This window comes from Tsukamurella sp. DT100, assembly GCF_049844855.1.
Lineage (GTDB): Bacteria > Actinomycetota > Actinomycetes > Mycobacteriales > Mycobacteriaceae > Tsukamurella.
The window spans coordinates 21,354-37,537 of record NZ_JBNCLV010000016.1; the positions used below are offsets into that span (position 1 = coordinate 21,354).

General features: G+C 64.0%; 17 protein-coding genes and 4 pseudogenes. 13 read left to right on the forward strand and 8 right to left on the reverse strand.

Going from position 1 to position 16,184, the window contains the following annotated elements:
* Positions 1–10 precede the first annotated feature (10 nt).
* Positions 11–376, forward strand: coding sequence for a hypothetical protein (locus tag ACLQ3K_RS25395; RefSeq protein WP_326483064.1), 366 nt, complete (start codon positions 11–13; stop codon positions 374–376).
* A 174-nt stretch (positions 377–550) separates the two neighbouring features.
* Positions 551–757: a transposase gene (locus ACLQ3K_RS25400; protein ID WP_411863259.1), complete on the forward strand. Its 207-nt coding sequence runs from the start codon at positions 551–553 to the stop codon at positions 755–757.
* 280 nt (positions 758–1,037) lie between these two features.
* Here the strand turns inward: ACLQ3K_RS25400 and ACLQ3K_RS25405 are convergent, their stop codons facing one another.
* Entirely contained in the window at positions 1,038–2,057 is a 1,020-nt protein-coding gene (locus ACLQ3K_RS25405) for an oxygenase MpaB family protein (protein ID WP_326483065.1), read from the reverse strand.
* A gap of 101 nt (positions 2,058–2,158) precedes the next feature.
* On the opposite strand from ACLQ3K_RS25405, the pseudogene ACLQ3K_RS25410 reads away from it, so the two are divergent.
* A pseudogene (locus ACLQ3K_RS25410) lies at positions 2,159–3,328 on the forward strand (IS3 family transposase).
* Positions 3,329–3,398: 70 nt separating this feature from the next.
* Here the strand turns inward: ACLQ3K_RS25410 and ACLQ3K_RS25415 are convergent.
* A pseudogene (locus tag ACLQ3K_RS25415) lies at positions 3,399–3,560 on the reverse strand (IS110 family transposase); the annotation flags it as partial.
* 460 nt (positions 3,561–4,020) lie between these two features.
* A pseudogene (locus ACLQ3K_RS25420) lies at positions 4,021–4,464 on the reverse strand (IS110 family transposase); the annotation flags it as partial.
* Here ACLQ3K_RS25420 and ACLQ3K_RS25425 point away from each other — a divergent pair.
* Complete coding sequence (locus ACLQ3K_RS25425; protein ID WP_426002164.1) at positions 4,425–4,829, forward strand: hypothetical protein; 405 nt, start codon at positions 4,425–4,427, stop codon at positions 4,827–4,829. The pseudogene ACLQ3K_RS25420 and the gene ACLQ3K_RS25425 overlap by 40 nt on opposite strands.
* Complete coding sequence (locus ACLQ3K_RS25430; RefSeq protein ID WP_326483132.1) at positions 4,817–5,404, forward strand: thermonuclease family protein; 588 nt, start codon at positions 4,817–4,819, stop codon at positions 5,402–5,404. The genes ACLQ3K_RS25425 and ACLQ3K_RS25430 overlap by 13 nt, the downstream gene beginning before the upstream one ends.
* Positions 5,405–5,438: 34 nt before the next feature.
* Here ACLQ3K_RS25430 and ACLQ3K_RS25435 read toward each other — a convergent pair.
* The 4 genes and pseudogenes from ACLQ3K_RS25435 to ACLQ3K_RS25450 form a co-directional block, all read right to left on the reverse strand.
* Positions 5,439–6,662, reverse strand: a pseudogene (locus ACLQ3K_RS25435) (IS110 family transposase).
* Between the two features lie 466 nt (positions 6,663–7,128).
* Positions 7,129–7,428 (reverse strand): hypothetical protein, encoded by a 300-nt coding sequence (locus ACLQ3K_RS25440; RefSeq protein ID WP_326483131.1) that lies wholly within the window; start codon positions 7,426–7,428, stop codon positions 7,129–7,131.
* A 30-nt stretch (positions 7,429–7,458) separates the two neighbouring features.
* Positions 7,459–7,608, reverse strand: coding sequence for a helix-turn-helix domain-containing protein (locus ACLQ3K_RS25445; protein ID WP_426002158.1), 150 nt, complete (start codon positions 7,606–7,608; stop codon positions 7,459–7,461).
* A gap of 338 nt (positions 7,609–7,946) precedes the next feature.
* Positions 7,947–8,582, reverse strand: a complete 636-nt coding sequence (locus ACLQ3K_RS25450; protein ID WP_326483130.1) for a TetR/AcrR family transcriptional regulator — start codon at positions 8,580–8,582, stop codon at positions 7,947–7,949.
* A gap of 139 nt (positions 8,583–8,721) precedes the next feature.
* On the opposite strand from ACLQ3K_RS25450, the gene ACLQ3K_RS25455 reads away from it, so the two are divergent.
* The 4 genes from ACLQ3K_RS25455 to ACLQ3K_RS25470 are packed head-to-tail and all read left to right on the forward strand — an operon-like array spanning position 8,722 to position 12,246.
* Positions 8,722–10,104, forward strand: a complete 1,383-nt coding sequence (locus tag ACLQ3K_RS25455; RefSeq protein WP_426002159.1) for a flavin monoamine oxidase family protein — start codon at positions 8,722–8,724, stop codon at positions 10,102–10,104.
* Positions 10,101–10,631 carry an SRPBCC family protein gene (locus ACLQ3K_RS25460; RefSeq protein WP_426002160.1) on the forward strand — a complete coding sequence of 177 codons (531 nt, stop codon included), beginning with the start codon at positions 10,101–10,103 and terminating at the stop codon, positions 10,629–10,631. Before ACLQ3K_RS25455 ends, ACLQ3K_RS25460 begins: the two co-directional genes overlap by 4 nt.
* Positions 10,631–11,584 carry a carbohydrate kinase family protein gene (locus tag ACLQ3K_RS25465; RefSeq protein WP_426002161.1) on the forward strand — a complete coding sequence of 318 codons (954 nt, stop codon included), beginning with the start codon at positions 10,631–10,633 and terminating at the stop codon, positions 11,582–11,584. The genes ACLQ3K_RS25460 and ACLQ3K_RS25465 overlap by 1 nt, the downstream gene beginning before the upstream one ends.
* The gene (locus tag ACLQ3K_RS25470; RefSeq protein WP_326483126.1) at positions 11,581–12,246 is read left to right on the forward strand and encodes a class II aldolase/adducin family protein; all 666 of its coding nucleotides are present in this window, start codon (positions 11,581–11,583) and stop codon (positions 12,244–12,246) included. Before ACLQ3K_RS25465 ends, ACLQ3K_RS25470 begins: the two co-directional genes overlap by 4 nt.
* Before the next feature lie 676 nt (positions 12,247–12,922).
* Here ACLQ3K_RS25470 and ACLQ3K_RS25475 read toward each other — a convergent pair.
* Entirely contained in the window at positions 12,923–13,246 is a 324-nt protein-coding gene (locus tag ACLQ3K_RS25475) for a hypothetical protein (RefSeq protein ID WP_326483125.1), read from the reverse strand.
* A 338-nt stretch (positions 13,247–13,584) separates the two neighbouring features.
* Here ACLQ3K_RS25475 and ACLQ3K_RS25480 point away from each other — a divergent pair, with 338 nt between their 5' ends.
* The 4 genes from ACLQ3K_RS25480 to ACLQ3K_RS25495 are packed head-to-tail and all read left to right on the forward strand — an operon-like array spanning position 13,585 to position 16,130.
* Positions 13,585–13,860 (forward strand): hypothetical protein, encoded by a 276-nt coding sequence (locus ACLQ3K_RS25480; RefSeq protein ID WP_326483124.1) that lies wholly within the window; start codon positions 13,585–13,587, stop codon positions 13,858–13,860.
* Positions 13,835–14,776, forward strand: a complete 942-nt coding sequence (locus ACLQ3K_RS25485) for a site-specific integrase (protein ID WP_326483123.1) — start codon at positions 13,835–13,837, stop codon at positions 14,774–14,776. The genes ACLQ3K_RS25480 and ACLQ3K_RS25485 overlap by 26 nt, the downstream gene beginning before the upstream one ends.
* A gap of 5 nt (positions 14,777–14,781) precedes the next feature.
* Positions 14,782–15,132 (forward strand): helix-turn-helix transcriptional regulator, encoded by a 351-nt coding sequence (locus ACLQ3K_RS25490; protein WP_326483122.1) that lies wholly within the window; start codon positions 14,782–14,784, stop codon positions 15,130–15,132.
* Between the two features lie 26 nt (positions 15,133–15,158).
* A complete protein-coding gene (locus ACLQ3K_RS25495) occupies positions 15,159–16,130 on the forward strand; it encodes a hypothetical protein (protein ID WP_426002162.1) in 972 nt (323 codons plus the stop codon).
* Positions 16,131–16,184 lie beyond the last annotated feature (54 nt).

Genomic DNA, 16,184 nt, shown 5'->3' on the forward strand with positions numbered 1-16,184 from the left:
GTTGAGAGCAATGCACGCCGAGGACCCGGCGCTCAGTCCGTCCGGGGGACGGTGGGGGCGAAAGGCCGGTGTGGCGGCCGGGGCCGTGGTTCGACTGGGAGACTTCGGCCTCAAGATTTCTGGAGTGTTGCTCGCCGCCTCTGGAGCGGCTCACTTCGTCGCTCCGCGTCCGTTCGTGTTCATCTCGAAGCCGATGTTTCCGGATGACACGGAGAAGTGGGTGCGTCGTAACGGGGCTGCGGAGGCAGGGATCGGCCTGGCCCTCATCCGCAAGGAGACTCGCCCAATCGGATTCGTGGGGCTCATCGCGTACGTCGTCTACCTAGGCGATCGAGCCGTCTCCTATATCAGAAAACAAGTCTGGGGGGAGCGCTAACACGAAGCCCCCGCCGCGGCCGGCGGGCACGGCCGCCTGGGCGAACGACCAACGCGCGCTGAATTGGCGCGCTATGCAGCGTTGGAGGTTCTCGTTCGTAGGTACTATGAACGCGCATCGCTGGGCGATTCTGCTCGGCCTTCTAGAAGGCATCAGTTCAGAGGTCGAGCTCATTTGCCGCACTCTGCGTGCGACCGATGCGGTTTCTCGGTATGCGGGGTCCGCACGATCCACGCCGCGATGCGACGAGGTGGCTGGGACATCGGCCGTGACCGCACGGCACGACTGATGCAAGCTACTGGTCTGTGTGGTGTTCAACGGGGAAGGAAGGTGTTCACACCTACTTCGACCCCACTCAAGCCCGGCCACCGGACCTCGTGAAACGCCACTTCCGGGTCCCCAGTGTGATCGATCGCCGCTACTGCCACCCAACACTGGCTCGGCCTGAGCGCTATTACAGTAAGTGGACTATCAACCACCGCGCTGCCTCTGTAGTCTCCTACGAGGCCATAGCCTGGTCGAAGGCATTGGCAAGTGTACCGCAGAGTTCCCTGCCGCTTGCACTCGTAACCATTCGCCAGAGAACTTCAATTAGCGCTATGCCGAGGTGGACGACCTGCCCGACCGCTGCTTGTGCCGAATCCGCGACAGGGAGTGAAGATCATCGAGCGCGAGGGTCGTTCCAGCCTTCTTCTGAACGCTTTCGTTCGTTAGACCTCCACGGCATTTCGGCCCGACGCTCCGCGTGCACCGGGCAGTAGTGCCGCGGATCGTCGCGCTCCGACGGTGGCGGCAGGTTCCGGCGCGGTGACTCCAGTGCAGGCGCCCCCTGGGGGACCCGCCCGTGCACACGATCGAAGGCGTCCCGGGCGCGGGGGTGCAGGCGGTACCGCGGCGGAAGCGCCGTCATAACGCCACGCACGAGCACCCCGAATGCGCGGAAACCGATGGCGTCCGGTCGAGTCCACCGGAAGCCGAGCTTGTCGCGGATCGTCTGGTCGTACATGCCCACCGTGATCCACATCGCCAGCGCCCGGCCCGGCCGCATCAGCGCGGCCCACACGGGCTGCGGTATCCAGCGGAGGCCGGGCAGGGGCGGCAGAGTGGTCAGATCGAGAACCTGGCGCGCGGCGGCGTGGTCGACGAGGACCTCGCGGCACATCCGGTCCCAGTAGGCGAGGAAGTCCTCGTAGGTCTCGGGGACCGGCCGCATCGAGACGCCGTAGCGTGAGTACCACTCGCGGGACTCCTCGAACAGTGCCCGCTTCTCGTCCTCTGTGATCTTTGGGCCGAATTCCTCCGCGCAGCGGATGTTGCCGTACCAGAAGGTGGCGTGGGCCCAGTAGAAGACGTCGGGGTCGAGGGCGTGGTAGCGCGCCCCGTCGGGCAGTTCGCCCTTGATGTCCCGGTGGAAGTCCCGGACCTGTCTACCTGTGGTCTCCGGATCCTCGTCGAAGACGGTGCCGATGATTGGGTAGAGCGAGCGGTAAAGACGCTGCCAGCGCTCGCCGAAGAAGTCCGAGTGCTCCCACACCGCAGCGCCGAGCTTGGGGTGCATGTTCTGCATCGAGCCAGACCACGGACCTATCAACATACCCCGCCAGTCGCCGAAGTACAGCCAGGTTGCACTGTCGGGGCCGAGCGGTGCGACAGCGCTACGATATTGAGGATCGTTAGCCATGCCTTATAGTAACGCGGGAGTGGGTGCTGGCTGCGTGTTTGGGACTGCTGCACCGATAGAGATATCTGATTTGGCTTGCCTGTCAGGGCGGGCCTGGAAGGATGACTGTCGCGCCTCAGCCGTATCCGCAGGAGTTCCGTGATGATGTGGTCCGAGTGGCCCGTGAGCGCGAGTCGGGGGTGACGCTCGCTCAGATCGCGAAGGACTTCGGGATCCATGAGATGATCTTGCAGAAGTGGCTGCGCCGCGCCGATATCGACGAGGGCAACAGGCCTGGGGTAACTTCGGGGCAGTCAGCAGAGCTGCGGGAGGCCAACAAGCGAATCCGCCTGTTGGAGTAGGAGAACGAAGTCCTGCGAAGGGCTGCTGCGTATCTGTCGCAGGCGAACCTGCCGGGAAAAGGCTCTACCCGCTCGTGAAGGAGCTCGCCGCGGACGGCATTCCCGTCGCGGTGACGTGCCGGGTTCTCAAGCTCGCTCGTCCGCCGTACTACCGGTGGCTGACCGAGGCGGTCGCCACGGCGGAACGAACCGAGGCAGTGCGGGCGAACGCGCTGTTCGATGCCTATCGCGATGACCCGGAGTTCGGCTACCGATTTCTCGCTGATGAGGCTGAAGCTACAGGCCAGAGCATGAGTACGCGGACGGCGTGGCGAATCTGCTCCGCGAACAGCTGGTGGTCAAGGTTCGGAAAGAAGCGCGGCCGGAACGGGAAGAAGCCCTGCCTGCCGGTGCACGACGACCTCGTCGAACGCGACTTCACCGCCGACTCCCCAAACCAGTTGTGGCTCACTGATATCACCGAGCACTGGACCGGCGAGGGCAAGCTCTACCTCTGCGCGATCAAGGTCGCCTGCTCCGGCCGGATCGTCGGATACAGCATCGACTCCCGCATGTAATCACGCCTCGCAGTGGCCGCGTTGAACAGCGCGGTCGCCCGCCGAGGTAACGATGTCGATGGCTGTATTGTCCACTCCGACAGAGGCTCTCAATTCCGATCCCGCAAATTCGTGTCTGCGTTAAACCGACACGGCTTGGTCGGGTCGATGGGCAGAGTCGGCGCCGCCGGCGACAACGCCGCGATGGAATCGTTCTTCGCACTGCTACAACGCAACGACCGGCAACGCTGGGCCACGCGCGATCAACTCGCGGATCGCGATCGTCACCTGGATCGAGCGGACCTACCACCGCCGGCGCCGCCAGGCCCGCCTCGGCCAGTTGACCCCGATCGAACACGAGACGATCATCAACACAGCCGCATCAGCGGCATGACACCGAAACTGTCTCTATCGGTGCACCAGTCCCGATGCTCCTATTTTGATGCAAGGTGGTTTTGGTCGGTTCAGATGGCGCGGTAGATCTCGCGGACGAGGTATCGCTTGATGCAGCGGATGGCTTCGGGCATTATTTTGCCTTCGGCGACTCGGCGGGTGAAGTAGTCGCGGGTGGGTTGGTGACGGCGGAGTCGGACGACGCAGATGAAGTGCAGGGCGCGGTTGGCGTCGCGGTTTCCTCCGAGGTTGTGTCTGTGTCGCTGGCGCTTTCCGCTGGATGCTTCGACGGGCTAGACGGCGCAGAGTTCGGCGAGGGCGGCTTCGCTGCCGATCCGTTGTGGGTTGTCGCCGAGTGCTCTGTAGGGGGGCAGCGGTGTCGGCGCCGATTCCGTAGATCGCTCGTAGGGCGGCGCATGAGCGGGCGGTGAGGGTGTCGATGTGCCGATCGAGGGCGTGGATCTCTTCGTCGACCTGGCGGCAGCGCCGGGCCAATGATGCTAGCACGAAAGCTGTTGCCTCGTGCGGTGTTGCGATGGGTGCGGCGGTCTGGTCGAGTGTCTTGCAGGCTTCGAGGAGGCGCTTCTTGTGCAGGCCGGTGAGCTCCTCGCGCCGGGCAGCTGGTGCGGTGGCGATCAGGGCTTTGAGCGCGTTGACTGCTTCGGGGCGGGCTCGGACGGCACCGGTGCGGGTGGCTCGCAGGATGCGGAGGCTTTCGATGTCGGCGTCGGCGGTTTTCGGTTCGCCGAGGTCGTCGCCGGCGAGGACCATCGCTGCTGCTCCGGCCGCGTCGTTGGCGTCGGTTTTGCTGTGTCGGGCACGGCGTTGCCGGTTGGGGCGGCCGACTTCGGTGACTTGGATGCCGGCGGGGTGTAGGTGACGCCCGAGTCCGGTGCCGTAGTGGCCGATGCCTTCGATCGCGACGACTTGCACTTGGCCGTGGCCTTGGGCCCAGTCGAGCAGCTGCTGGTATCCGGCAGTGGTGGTCGGGATTTGGTAGGTGTCTAGCGGGCGCCCGAGCTGGTCGCTGGCGTGGGCGACGTGAAGGTCGCGGTGGGTATCGACGCCGACGACGACGGTCGTGTTGGCGCTGGTTGTTGGTTCGACGGAGATGTCGGCACGGTTCACTGACCCCACGCGAGCACCGCGCCATCGCCCGCGAACTACACGAGCTGCACAGCCAACTCACCTCCAACGGCATCGCGTGCAGTCTGACCACCACACCGGCTCTCACCCTGCTCATCGGCACCGACGGCGGGGGAGTGGTCACCATCGGCATCACCGCCCGCCACCCCGGATGGTTCGCCTCCGGGGCAGCCGGCGCCGACCTCACCACCACCAGGCGCAGCCTCACCAGCACCATCCACGACGAGCTCGAACACCGCGCCCACCGCGCCGACGCCGCCCACCGCAGCGACGTCCACCAACACACGATCTGGCCCAGCCCCAGCAGGGGAGAGGGCAGGGGACAAGAACGAGGGGGAGCGGCATGCACCGCCTGACCGCACCGATCCGCACCGCTGCCGCCCTCACCGCGGCCGCCACCGTCCTCACGGCGCTGACTGCCTGCACCGCCCTACGGCCCGCCGCGACGGCCACCGTCACCATCACCGCGCCCACGCCGGCCGCAACGCTCACCGGGCCCGTGCGCGTGATCGCCGTATCCGACGGCGACACCATCCGCATCGCACCACGCGATGGAGCCAAGGCGATCACCGTGCGTCTCGCGGGAATTGACGCCCCGGAATCCGTGCACCCGTCCAAGCCCGTGCAGTGCTACGGCCCCGAAGCCTCCGCACATCTGAAACAGACCCTCGCCGGCCAGAGCGTCCAGCTCGAGTACAACCCCGCCGGCGCCGGCGATCGCACCGACCGCTACGGCCGCACCCTCGCCTACATCTGGCAAAGCGGGCAGCTCATCAAGTACCAGCTCGTCGCCGCAGGCTACGCCCGCGCATACACCTACAACCCCCGACAACCCGGCCCACACGCCGACACCCTGCGCATCGCCCAACAACAAGCCCAAACCGCCGGCCGCGGCCTCTGGGCACCCGGCGGCTGCAACGGCCGCACCTAACCCCACCCCTACGAACGGAATCTCAATGACTGTGTCAAGCTGCCGAGACGGCCGCGGGTCGGTGAGGGGTGAACTCGCGGCCGTCTCGGAGCAGGGCCCACAGTACGTCCACGAGCCGACGCGCGAGAGCAAGCAGCGCCTTGGTGTGAACCATATTTTGAGCGCGTTTGCGGTCGTAGAACTCTCGGGAAGGTCCCCGCGTTTTCAAGCTCGACAGGGCGGCCATGAAGAACACCCTGCGGAGTCGTCGGCTGTAGCGTTTTGGCCGGTGCATGTTGCCGGTGATGCGGCCGGAATCGCGGGGGACGGGCACCAGGCCGGCGTAGGAGGCGAGCCTTCCGGAGTCGCGGAATGCGTTCATGTTGCCGCCGGTAATGACGAGGAATTCCGATCCGAGCCCGGGGCCCATGCCGGGCATCGATTCGATGATCTTCGCCGACGGGTGCGCCCGGAGCAGCGCGGTGATCTCCTTGTCGAGGTCTTTGATCTCGCGGTCGAGCTCGAGCAGTCGGGTGGCGAGCCTGCGGATCAGCTTCGCGGTCCCGGCCTCGCCGGGGAGCTGCCGAGTCTGGCCGTTCGCCGCCGCGACTGCCGCGACTGCCATGGTGGGGATGCTTTTGGGCCACGCCTTGCTCTCGCGAAGGTGTTCGCTCACTCCTGCTTCGCCGGCGTTGCGGACGTCAGCCGGTGTGCAGAACCGAGTGACAAGGATCAATGGCGAGCGGACAGAGTAGTCGAACGCAGCCTCCAGAGCTGGGAAAATGCTACCCAGCATTGCTCGAAGACGGTTGATCCCGCGGCCCCAATCTGCCATCAGATCGGTGCGGTAGGCGTGCAACTGTCGCAGCTCGGCGACCAGATCGTCCTCGAGAGCCACGGGCGAAAGATCCCGGCGCATCCGAACGGTATCGGCGATCACGCGAGCGTCCTTGGCGTCGGTCTTGGCCTCACCTCGGAACACCGGAGCCATCGCCGCCGTGGTGCGGCCCGGCACGTAGATCACGGTCTGCTCGCGCAACAACAGCGTGGTATTCAACAACGCGGCGACCGGCGAAACAAGGTCCACAGCCCACACGACCGGCCCGGAGCTGGTCGCGGCGCCGCGCGCGATCAAGACCTCGATAGCCCCCTCGTCGTTGGCGATTCTCTGATCTCACAACTTGGTGCCGCCGAAGTCAATCGCGCACGCATGGTGATGCGATTTCCCGACATCAATTCCGATCCAGATCGTCCCCGGATCGGGTCTCGTGTTGGCCATCAGGACGCTGCCTTTCGACGAAGAACATCGGCCATGGGTAACCCCGTCGTCAGGTCCTTAGAGCAGCGACCACAACCCGATCCGGTTTCACCGGGCAGCGTCAGATCTCAATCAGCGACCGAAGTCACCACAGCGGTGGAGCAGCCATTCCGTTCAAGCCTCCAGAAGGCAACCAACCATCAGCTACACCCCACCGCTCTGGCCATCCAGGGCACGTACCCCGGACGTAATCGACCCTAAGGACCTACCACCGCCGGCGGCGGCAGGCCCGCCTCGGCCGGTTGACGCCGATCGAGTACGAGACGATCATCGAAACAGCCGCATCAGCGGCATGACACCGAAACTGTCTCTATCGGTGCAGCAGTCCCGTGTTGCCCGGGCATGAGTGGTCGTCGATCCCGGCTTGGATGCAGTCGAGCCGGTGCCGCGTCGGTGTCCGGGTCGGGTTGTCGCAGCTATGCGGACGTCATCCTCCGCCGTCGGGGATGCGGCCGAGCTTCTTGACGTCAACGTGGATCAGAGAGCCGGGATGGTCGTGCTCGTAGCGCCGGTCGAACCGGCGTGAACTACGGATCCGCTGTCCGGTGACCGGGTCCAGCTCTCGCAGCAGCGGGGTGTGGTGACGACGCAGCACACGGCCGACCGTCGAGGACTGCAGGCCGAGACGGTCGGCGAGGAAGATCGGGCCGCGGCGGGTCAGCTCACGCAGAATCCGAATCCTGGCCTGCGCGCAGGGGCTGATCTGCCGCGGATGCGAACGGGCCACACTCGCGCGATCCAACAGGCCGGCGCAGCCCTACTCGCGGTAGCGGCGCCACCACCTCCACGCCGTGGTCCGCGACACGCCCATCTCGGCAGCCACATGCGCGACAGGCCGACCAGCAGCGATCCGCTCAACCATGATCAATCTTCCCGCCGGCGTCAGACGGGCGTTAGCGTGGGACATGAGAGACCTCCGGTGGTCCGAGTCGAAGACTTAAGCACCTCCAACTCGACCCCGAAGGTCTCTCCTACGTCAACAACGCTCCGGGTCAGTACAACTAGCGCCGGCCTGACCGACGTGAGCTGCGGACGAGCTGCCCGTACTCGAGCCAGACCCCGCAGCAGCGGGGTGTGGTGGCGACGCAGCAGGACCTGCCAGCCCCGTGGAGGCTGCGAGCCGAGCGATCAGCGAGGAGGGTCGCTCGCGGAGCCATCGGTCGCCTGGTAGAGCAAACCTCCATTGAGAAGTAACAGTGCCGACCCGGCTCGTCTGGCACGACTACTAACACCGTTCGTCTTGTACTACCGGGGGGCGCCGTGGGTGTCGAGCATGCGAGACAGCAGGTCGCGAAGCATATCGCGACTCTCTGGACCACTCGGCCAAGCAATCTCATGGAGGGTGTACCCGTCGAGCAGGCCGACCAATAATCGAGCAGAAATGCTAGGATCAGCGACTCCGAGCACCTCGAAGGTTTGGCGAGCGGCCTCCTCGAGCACGCCCATGATCCGCTGTACAGGCGGGCCCAGTTCCGGGCGTCGCCTGACCGCAAGGTAGGCCTCGAACTGCGCGATCGAGCCGCTATTGTCCTGGTTGGCTACGAGATCGACCAGGCTACTGGCAAGTTGCTCGTGACTAAGGAGCCCCTCGCGAGCCATCTGAAGCAGTGAGTCGACTCTGCGTGTAATGGTTTCAGCGACCCGATTGACAGCCGCGACAACCAACTCATCAACTGTGGCGAAGAAGTAACTTGTCGTGGATGGAGGATACCCCGCATGTTCGGCAACCATCCGGAAAGTGACACGCTCGAGGCCACGCTCGGCGATGACCTCGATAGCAGAGTCGATGAGCGCATCGCGTCGCTCGCGCCCCCGCGCATAGTGTCCCCGTTGCCCTCTGACCATGGCAGACATGATACGCACCACCTCAAGTCTGGCCATACGGCCAGACTTGAGGTACTGTTGGGTTTCAGCTGAGCACCGCTGCACGCACTCGCAATCCGCAGGTTGCTTCGGCACAAGCAATTCCGCTGCGCTCGGATTGGCAGCGCAAGTTCGATCGCGAGGATCCGGAGGATCGATGACTAGAAGTACCGATGTTCTCGTAGTCGGCGCGGGACTAGCTGGTTTGACCGCCGCTCGTGCGCTGCGCGCCAGTGGTCTTGACGTACACGTTCTCGAGGCACGGGCCCGCGTGGGGGGGCGCACAGTGAACCACCCTCTTGAAGAAGATCGCGTTGTTGAGGCCGGCGGGCAGTTTGTCGGTCCCACGCAGGACCATGTGTTGCAGTTGGCTAATACGCTGGGCGTCGAGACATTTCCCACATTCAGCGGCGGCGCAAGCACATACGTAAAGAACGGAAGTGTGCGAAAATTCAATGGCCGCGTGCCTCCCGACCTTCTCGCTCTGCCGGACGCCGCGCGACTAACATCGCGCCTGGATCGTCTGTCACAAACTATCCCGATTGAGCGTCCGTGGGAGGCGCCGAATGCGCGGGATCTCGACTCAGAAACGTTGGCGACTTGGGCATCACGGGGTGCACTCACCGAAGGGGGAGTGGACCTTCTTGATATCCTTCTCGGTTCTGCATTCGGTGGATCGGCCGCAGATGTCTCGGCACTCTTTGGACTGTGGTATGTCGCTGGAGCAGGCAACGAGTTCACCCGCGGCACGGTTGCGCGCATGACCGATGTTGTCGGCGGAGCTCAAGAATCACGATTCATCGGCGGGTCTCAACGGATATCGCTACTGCTCGCCGAGCACCTCGATGATTCGATCACATTGAACGCACCCGTCCGACGCATTGTGCAAACCTCGGAGCAGGTTGAGGTACGGACAGACCAGGCAACCTGGACCGCGCGGCGTGTGGTCGTTGCGATCCCCCCTGTGCTGGCTTCGCGGATCGCCTGGGAACCTGTGCTACCTGCCCCCCAGGAGGCGCTGTTCCAGCGAATGAATTTCGGTACCCTCGCCAAGGTCGAGGCGGTCTACTCAGAGCCCTTCTGGCGCCAGGAGGGGATCTCTGGGCAGGGTTTATTCCGTGATCCCGGTAGTGCAGTTTGCTCGATGTTCGACAATTCCCCACCGGAAGGCGGGGCAGGCGTGCTGATGGGTTTTGTCGGTGCGCATCAATGGCGTAGGTGGGCTGCGAAGCCAGCGAGTATGCGTACAGGGGCTGTACTGAGAGCATTCAGTACCGTCGTAGGAGAACGCGCCTTGCGGCCCTTGCAAGTCGTTGAAAAGGACTGGACCTCAGAGGAGTGGACCCGCGGCGGGCCTACTGCGGTACTCGCCCCAGGCGTTCTTACGAGCCTTGGCCGGTGGCGCGATGCCCCTTTCGGTCGAGTTCACTGGGCTGGCGCAGAACATGCCCACTTCTGGAACGGATTCATGGAAGGCGCGGTCCGGTCAGGTGAGCATGCCGCCGCCGAAGTTATCGAGAGCGAAAGCACTGAATCATGATGAGCAATGGTAGTTTCACCATCACCGCGCACCGAAATCTTGTTGTGACCCCAGAGGAAGTCTGGGCGGTTGTTAGCGATACGAGCCGCTACGTGGACTGGGTTGACACGGTTCTGGAAGTTCAAAGCCACCATGGACCAGCACGTGTTGGTGGTAGCTACACCGAGAGGATACGACCTGTCGGCCCGCTGGCTGCACATGTGCGATGGACAGTGCGACAGATCGAACCGATGAGTCTGCGCGTTGACACAGGTGAGGGACTGTCGCCACTTCGCGATGTAATCAACGTATTTCGCTTCGCGAGCCTTGCCAACGGTTGTACAGCAATGACCTACGAGTTCCATTTCAGCATGACCCCGCGTCCAGTTGGGGCACTTGTCCGGCGCCTACTGGCTCCGTCGATGCGGGAGAGTTTCGACGCTTCCATGCGCCGGCTCGAATCGGTAATTCTCTCTGAGCGCCCGCCCGCCGACAAACGAGCCGCGACGCCAGATCCGAAAAACTCTCAAAGTCTGGAATACCCCTGATGGCTGGCATAGAGCGGCCAGCCAAGGCCTTAACGATAGGTGTTCACGTACTTGACACCATGGTTCGTCCTGTAGAGACAATTCCTGCCGGCCAAGGAGGGGCGCTTGTCGAGCAGATCACCGTAAGCCCTGCGGGCACGGCCGGCGCGACTGGCCTTGTACTTTCCAAGCTCGGGGCGCAGGTTAGGACCTGCGGCGTCGCCGGCGACGACCCCGTGGGCGCGCTCTTAAAGAACTTGCTCGAACGTGATGGAGTCGATACAAGCCTGCTTCACGTCATCCCGGGAGAGCACACTTCTGCGTCGGTGCTACCAATACGCCCTGATGGGTCTCGCCCAGCACTGCACGCTATCGGAGCGAATCAGTATCTGTCCCAATACCTCCCTTGGGATGAGCTCGCGGAAGTAGACATCGTTCATCTTGGAGGCCCAGAGTTCTATGGCGGAAGAGTATGCGAGGCGTTCCTGCGCCGCGCTCGAGACGGTGGCGCCATTACCGCCGTCGACAGTTTAGCGCCTGGCAACGCAGCGGCCTTGAACTACTTTGAAGCGGCTTTGCCCGAGATTGATTACCTACTCCCAAACGATGAACAGGTCCTAGGTTGGACTGGGGCGTCCACCTTGCCCGAAGGATGCCTTCAACTGATCGAGCGGGGAGCTAGGTGCGTCGTCGCGACCGCCGGCGCTGCTCCCACCGTGGTTGCGACAGCGGACAGCGTTATTGAAGTTCCCTCCTATCCGATCGATGTCGTCGATACAAGTGGCTGCGGCGATGCCTTCTCCGCAGGATTCCTTCGCGGAATTACACTGGACCGCTCTCTTGAGGAAGCAGCACGATTGGGTAACGCCACAGCCGCACAGGTGGCACAAGGACTCGGAAGCGACTTTGGCCTATACGACCTTGATTCTGTCCAAGAATTCATCACTACACAAGAAAGCGCTATCGGGCCGTGAAAACGAACTACGATGCAGATGAGGCACGTATCGAGGTCGCCGAAGCGGCACGTCAACTCGCGTGGAATCAGTTGGTACTCGGCACTGCAGGCAACGTCAGCACCAAGGTCGGCGATCTAATCGCGGTCACCGCCACGGGTATAACGCTGGCGAAGGCGAAGCCAGAAGATGTAACACTCGTAGATCTCGATGGCCGACCACATAGCGGAGATCTGCGCCCCACCTCCGAGCTTCAACTCCACCTCGGCGTCTACCGCACTACCACCGCACACTCCGTCGTGCACACACACGCACCCGCCGCAGTTTCACTATCGTTGATAGCAACCGAGCTGCCCCCCATTCACTACCAACAACTAGCGCTCGGAGGGAGCGTGCCCATCCTTCCCTTCGCTGCATTCGGCACCGAAGAGCTCGCTGAAATGACCAGCTCAGCATTGCGGGAAAAGAACGCGGCAATCCTATCCAACCACGGAACGGTCACCGTCGGCCCCTCGCTGAAGTCGGCTGTGGAAAACACCATGCTCTTGGAATGGCTATGCAAGGTTTATCTAGACGCCGCAGCCGTAGACAATCCACGCGCCCTCACCCATAGCCAGCTAAACCAAGTCGCGCAAATTGCGGCCAGAATCGGCTACGGCACCACCCACCCAATCACTTCCTAAGAGTGTGGATGACAGCCCGTCGAGCTCGCCTGGCGGTGAACCAGCGGATGGGGCGGACCTTGAACTGCTCGAGGCGCGGCGTCACCGCTGGGCCTGTGAACCCAGCGGTGATTGCGCGCTCAACGACGGGCTGCACGATGTGGTCGTGAGCAGGTAGCGCTCGTCGACGACGGCCGTCGCGGGGTTGGTTGGTGGCGCGGTCGTAGACCGGCCGCCTCGTGGACGTGGCTGTGCAGCTCGCGGTCAGCGCGGGTGAACATCGGCGGTAGCGCGAACAGTTCCACCGACCTCCTGCGTGCCTTCGCCGCTTGGTCGGGGCGCGGGCGCACGGAGAGCTTGTGGGTACGCGCGGAAGGTAGACGGCAGGCGGTGGTTGCAGCGGTGGAGCGGGTTATCGCTTCGCGCAGACACTTCCGTTGGCGGACGGGGGAGCGGGTCGTGGTAACGGCGGTCGCTGGACCAGTCAATAGGGGCTAGCGCTTCTTCGCTCGCGCCTGTGGGGTTTACTATCGCGCATGAGTGAACGGAGCCCCCGGCTGTCAATCGGGCACGTGCTGATTGCGTTGTCGCTGCTGGTGGCGGGAGCTTTGGCGTGGCATCCGCGGGATCGCCCTTCGGCTCGCGCGGAGCCGAGCGTGGTCAAGAGCTGGCAAGAGCCCCACGGGACAACCTGGTGCTACGCCAACGATGTGGCGATGTCGTGCGCGTACGTCCCATCGTCTCGGTAACCAACAGCCAAGCTAGGGGATGCGTTCGGCGTCGGGCCCGCGAGCTCGCGTCGGCGCTGGCGCTCATGCCAGCGGCTGGCGAGGATCTGCACCGCGCCGAGTGCCGTGTACGCCATGAACAGTGGAACGAGAATCCGGAAGATCGTCCACACCTGCGGGTCCAGCGCGTAGGTGATGCCGGTGTAGAGCGCCAGGGCCAGGACCGCCAGCCACAGCGCAGCCGGCGGCCGTGCCGGCAGTCGGAACGTGATGTCGTCATCGTCGGGCTTCATATGGGTCCAACCCTCTTCGAAGTCAGCTTGCGTTCATCGTCTACTAGGTGTAATGTATTGCAACTCAAATGATTTACCGATAATCCACGTTATGACATTATAACCATGCCGAGTCGCAGAAAGCGCGAACTCGCACCCCGCCTCGATGCGATACCCGCTGATGACCACCGGAGCTCCGTTTGAGCGGCGTTGACGTGCCCTTATCGTGATCGTAGTGGGCGATCGCGCAGCTCGCCTACCGGACGGGGGATGCTGGACTGAATGGACTGCGCGGAGTGCGTGCGGTTCGCTGACCTGCTTCGTCCTGCGCATGTTCGCGGTTTATGCGAGTAGTTCGCGTGAAGCGCGAGGATCTAGTGGAGGGCTGGTCGATGGTGCGTCAAGGCGAGACACCGTTGCCGGGTGCGGCGCAGCTGCAGCTCGCCGACGGTGTCGCGGTGCTGCGGCCGGCGGAGTCGGTGTTCGAGGCGATGGTGTCCGGTTGGTCGCGACAGCAGTTGGCACGCAATCTTTCCCCGAGGACGGTCGCCGCGCGGGTGGCGGGTGATCCGTCGTTTTCACACCGCCTGCGGGGTGGATGGGCCGTGGTTGTGGACGCCGTCGCAGGCCGATGACTGGATCGCGGAGCTGCGTGGCGTCGACCGCTCAGCGCACAGCACGGTGCTCGGTTATCAGGGCGCGATCCGGCAGTTCATGGCCTATCTGACCGATCCGGCGTGTGGCTGGATTCCGCAGTGCGAACGGCATTTCGGGACGCATCCGGTGCAGATTATCTACGAGGCAAATGCAGCGACACACGTGCAGGAAGGCGCCCGCGATCCCCGCAAACGCGCGTACACCGTCGATGAGCTGCAGGACCTGTGCGATACCGCCGATGACCTGGTGCAAATCCGGCGCCAGGCCGGGGTGAAGGGCGCGATGGTGGCGTTTCGGACCGCGACGATCACCAAGGTCGCCTACGCCTGGGGTCTGCGTCGCAATGAAGCGCGCATGCTTGATCTCTCGGATTTCGGGCCGAATCCGCGGGCGCCGCAGTTCGGCCGGTTCGGTCTGTGTTACGTCCGCTATGGCAAGCCCAGCAAAGGGTCGCCGCCGAAACGGCGTGGCGTGCTCACCGTCCCGGAGACCGCGTGGGTGATTGAGTGTCTTGAGCAGTGGATCAACGAGGCTCGTCCGCAATTCGGACGCGAAGACAGCGTGGCACTCTTTCCTACCGAGCGGTCCGACCGGATCGCCGCAGGTACGGTCTCGACCAGCTTCGCCGAACTTTGCGATCACGCCGGTCTGACTGACTCCGGGCTGGACTTTCATTCCCTGCGCCGGTCGTATGTGAGCATGCTCGTCGAATCCGGCTACGACACCCGATTCATCCAGGAGCAGGTCGGCCACGAGCACGCCTCGACCACCTCGATCTACACCTTCGTCTCCCCCGACTACCGCACCAGAGTGGTCGCGGCCGCCTTACAGGCAGCCACCGAACGCCTCACCACCAACACCACCACGGCGATGCGCCCGGAGAAGGAAGACTAGAGAGCATGCAGTACCGCATCGGATACCAATGGCGTCTACGGGAAGTCATGGCCGCCAGAGGAATGCACAACCTCTCCGACCTGATGACACCCCTGCACGACGTCGGCATCGAGCTCTCCGCCTCCCAGCTCTACCGCCTCCTCGGCACCACCCCCGACCGACTGCCTCTAGCCCTGCTCGGAGCGCTCTGTCACGTCCTGGACTGCACCACCGAAGATCTCTGCGACTTCCGCGTCGACGCCACCCCATCGCGGCGTCGAACCGCCTCCGGAGCCGCAACGGCGATCGCCGCAGTCCCCGACCCGGCGGTGCGCCCCAAACGCGCCCGCATCCACCGCCCCGGTCCGCCCCAATAGCCCTGCCCACGTGGAGATATCCCATTATGACCGACCCCATCGAGCAGCGACCGCCGCGATATCTCTGCGCCCGCTGCGCAGACACCACCCAGCACCGCGGAGTCCGCTGGCCCGAAGGGTTCGTCTGCCGCCGCTGCTACCAGAAAGCCACCCGGCAACGCGGTCTCTGCCCCGACTGCAACCGCCCGAACCGACTCCTCCCCGGTCTGAGCGACCACGCAGAGCCAGTCTGCACCGACTGCGCCGGCATCGACGATCCCCGCCTGACCTGCACCCGATGCGGCGACCAAGACGAACCCCACCGCCGCGGACTCTGCGCCCGCTGCTGCCTCACCGACGACCTCACCGCCCTATTCACACCGCCCGGCGCCAACGACGTCACCACCGAACTGCTACCCCTGCTCGATGCGCTGACCGGCCAAGAGAACCCACGAAGCGCCATCATCTGGCTCCGCAACCCGGACGTGCTCGACCTGCTCACCGGCATCACCGAACGCCGCTACCCCATCACCCACGCAACCTTCACCGATCACGCCGCGCCCCGCACCGCGCGGCACCTACGTGACCTGTTCGTCAGCTGCGGCATCCTGCCCGCCTACGACCGCAACCTCGACCGCTTCACCAGCTGGCTCAACACCACACTCACCACCACTGAGATCACTCAAAACAGCGACGTCATCACCGGTTTCGCTACTTGGAACCACCTGCGCAAACTCCGCGCCCGCGCCGAAGACCGGCCGCTCCCTGAAGGCCCGATCCGCAACGCGAAACAGGAGATCACCGTCGCGATCGACTTCGTCAACTGGCTCTACAGCCACAACACCGCGCTCGCTGACGCCACCCAGGCCGAGATCGACACCTGGATCGCCACCGGCCCCACCACCCGCAGCACCGCAATGATGTTCTTCAAATGGTGCACCCGCCACCAACACATGCGTCCCGATCTGAACCTTCCCCGCCGCCGACCACGGCAGAGGGACTGCTGCACCGATAGGTGACAGTTGCGGTGTTATGCCGCCGAGGCGGCTGTGTTGATGATGGTCTCGTATTCG

Excerpts from the sequence above, each read along its gene's own strand:
- ACLQ3K_RS25475 (WP_326483125.1), bottom strand. The coding sequence starts at position 13,246 with ATGAAGCCCGACGATGACGACATCACGTTCCGACTGCCGGCACGGCCG.
- ACLQ3K_RS25490 (WP_326483122.1), top strand. The coding sequence starts at position 14,782 with ATGCAGTACCGCATCGGATACCAATGGCGTCTACGGGAAGTCATGGCC.
- ACLQ3K_RS25495 (WP_426002162.1), top strand. The coding sequence starts at position 15,159 with ATGACCGACCCCATCGAGCAGCGACCGCCGCGATATCTCTGCGCCCGC.
- ACLQ3K_RS25430 (WP_326483132.1), top strand. The coding sequence starts at position 4,817 with ATGCACCGCCTGACCGCACCGATCCGCACCGCTGCCGCCCTCACCGCG.
- ACLQ3K_RS25450 (WP_326483130.1), bottom strand. The coding sequence starts at position 8,582 with ATGGCCAGACTTGAGGTGGTGCGTATCATGTCTGCCATGGTCAGAGGG.
- ACLQ3K_RS25455 (WP_426002159.1), top strand. The coding sequence starts at position 8,722 with ATGACTAGAAGTACCGATGTTCTCGTAGTCGGCGCGGGACTAGCTGGT.
- ACLQ3K_RS25395 (WP_326483064.1), top strand. The coding sequence starts at position 11 with ATGCACGCCGAGGACCCGGCGCTCAGTCCGTCCGGGGGACGGTGGGGG.
- ACLQ3K_RS25465 (WP_426002161.1), top strand. The coding sequence starts at position 10,631 with ATGGCTGGCATAGAGCGGCCAGCCAAGGCCTTAACGATAGGTGTTCAC.
- ACLQ3K_RS25405 (WP_326483065.1), bottom strand. The coding sequence starts at position 2,057 with ATGGCTAACGATCCTCAATATCGTAGCGCTGTCGCACCGCTCGGCCCC.
- ACLQ3K_RS25460 (WP_426002160.1), top strand. The coding sequence starts at position 10,101 with ATGATGAGCAATGGTAGTTTCACCATCACCGCGCACCGAAATCTTGTT.
- ACLQ3K_RS25445 (WP_426002158.1), bottom strand. The coding sequence starts at position 7,608 with ATGTCCCACGCTAACGCCCGTCTGACGCCGGCGGGAAGATTGATCATG.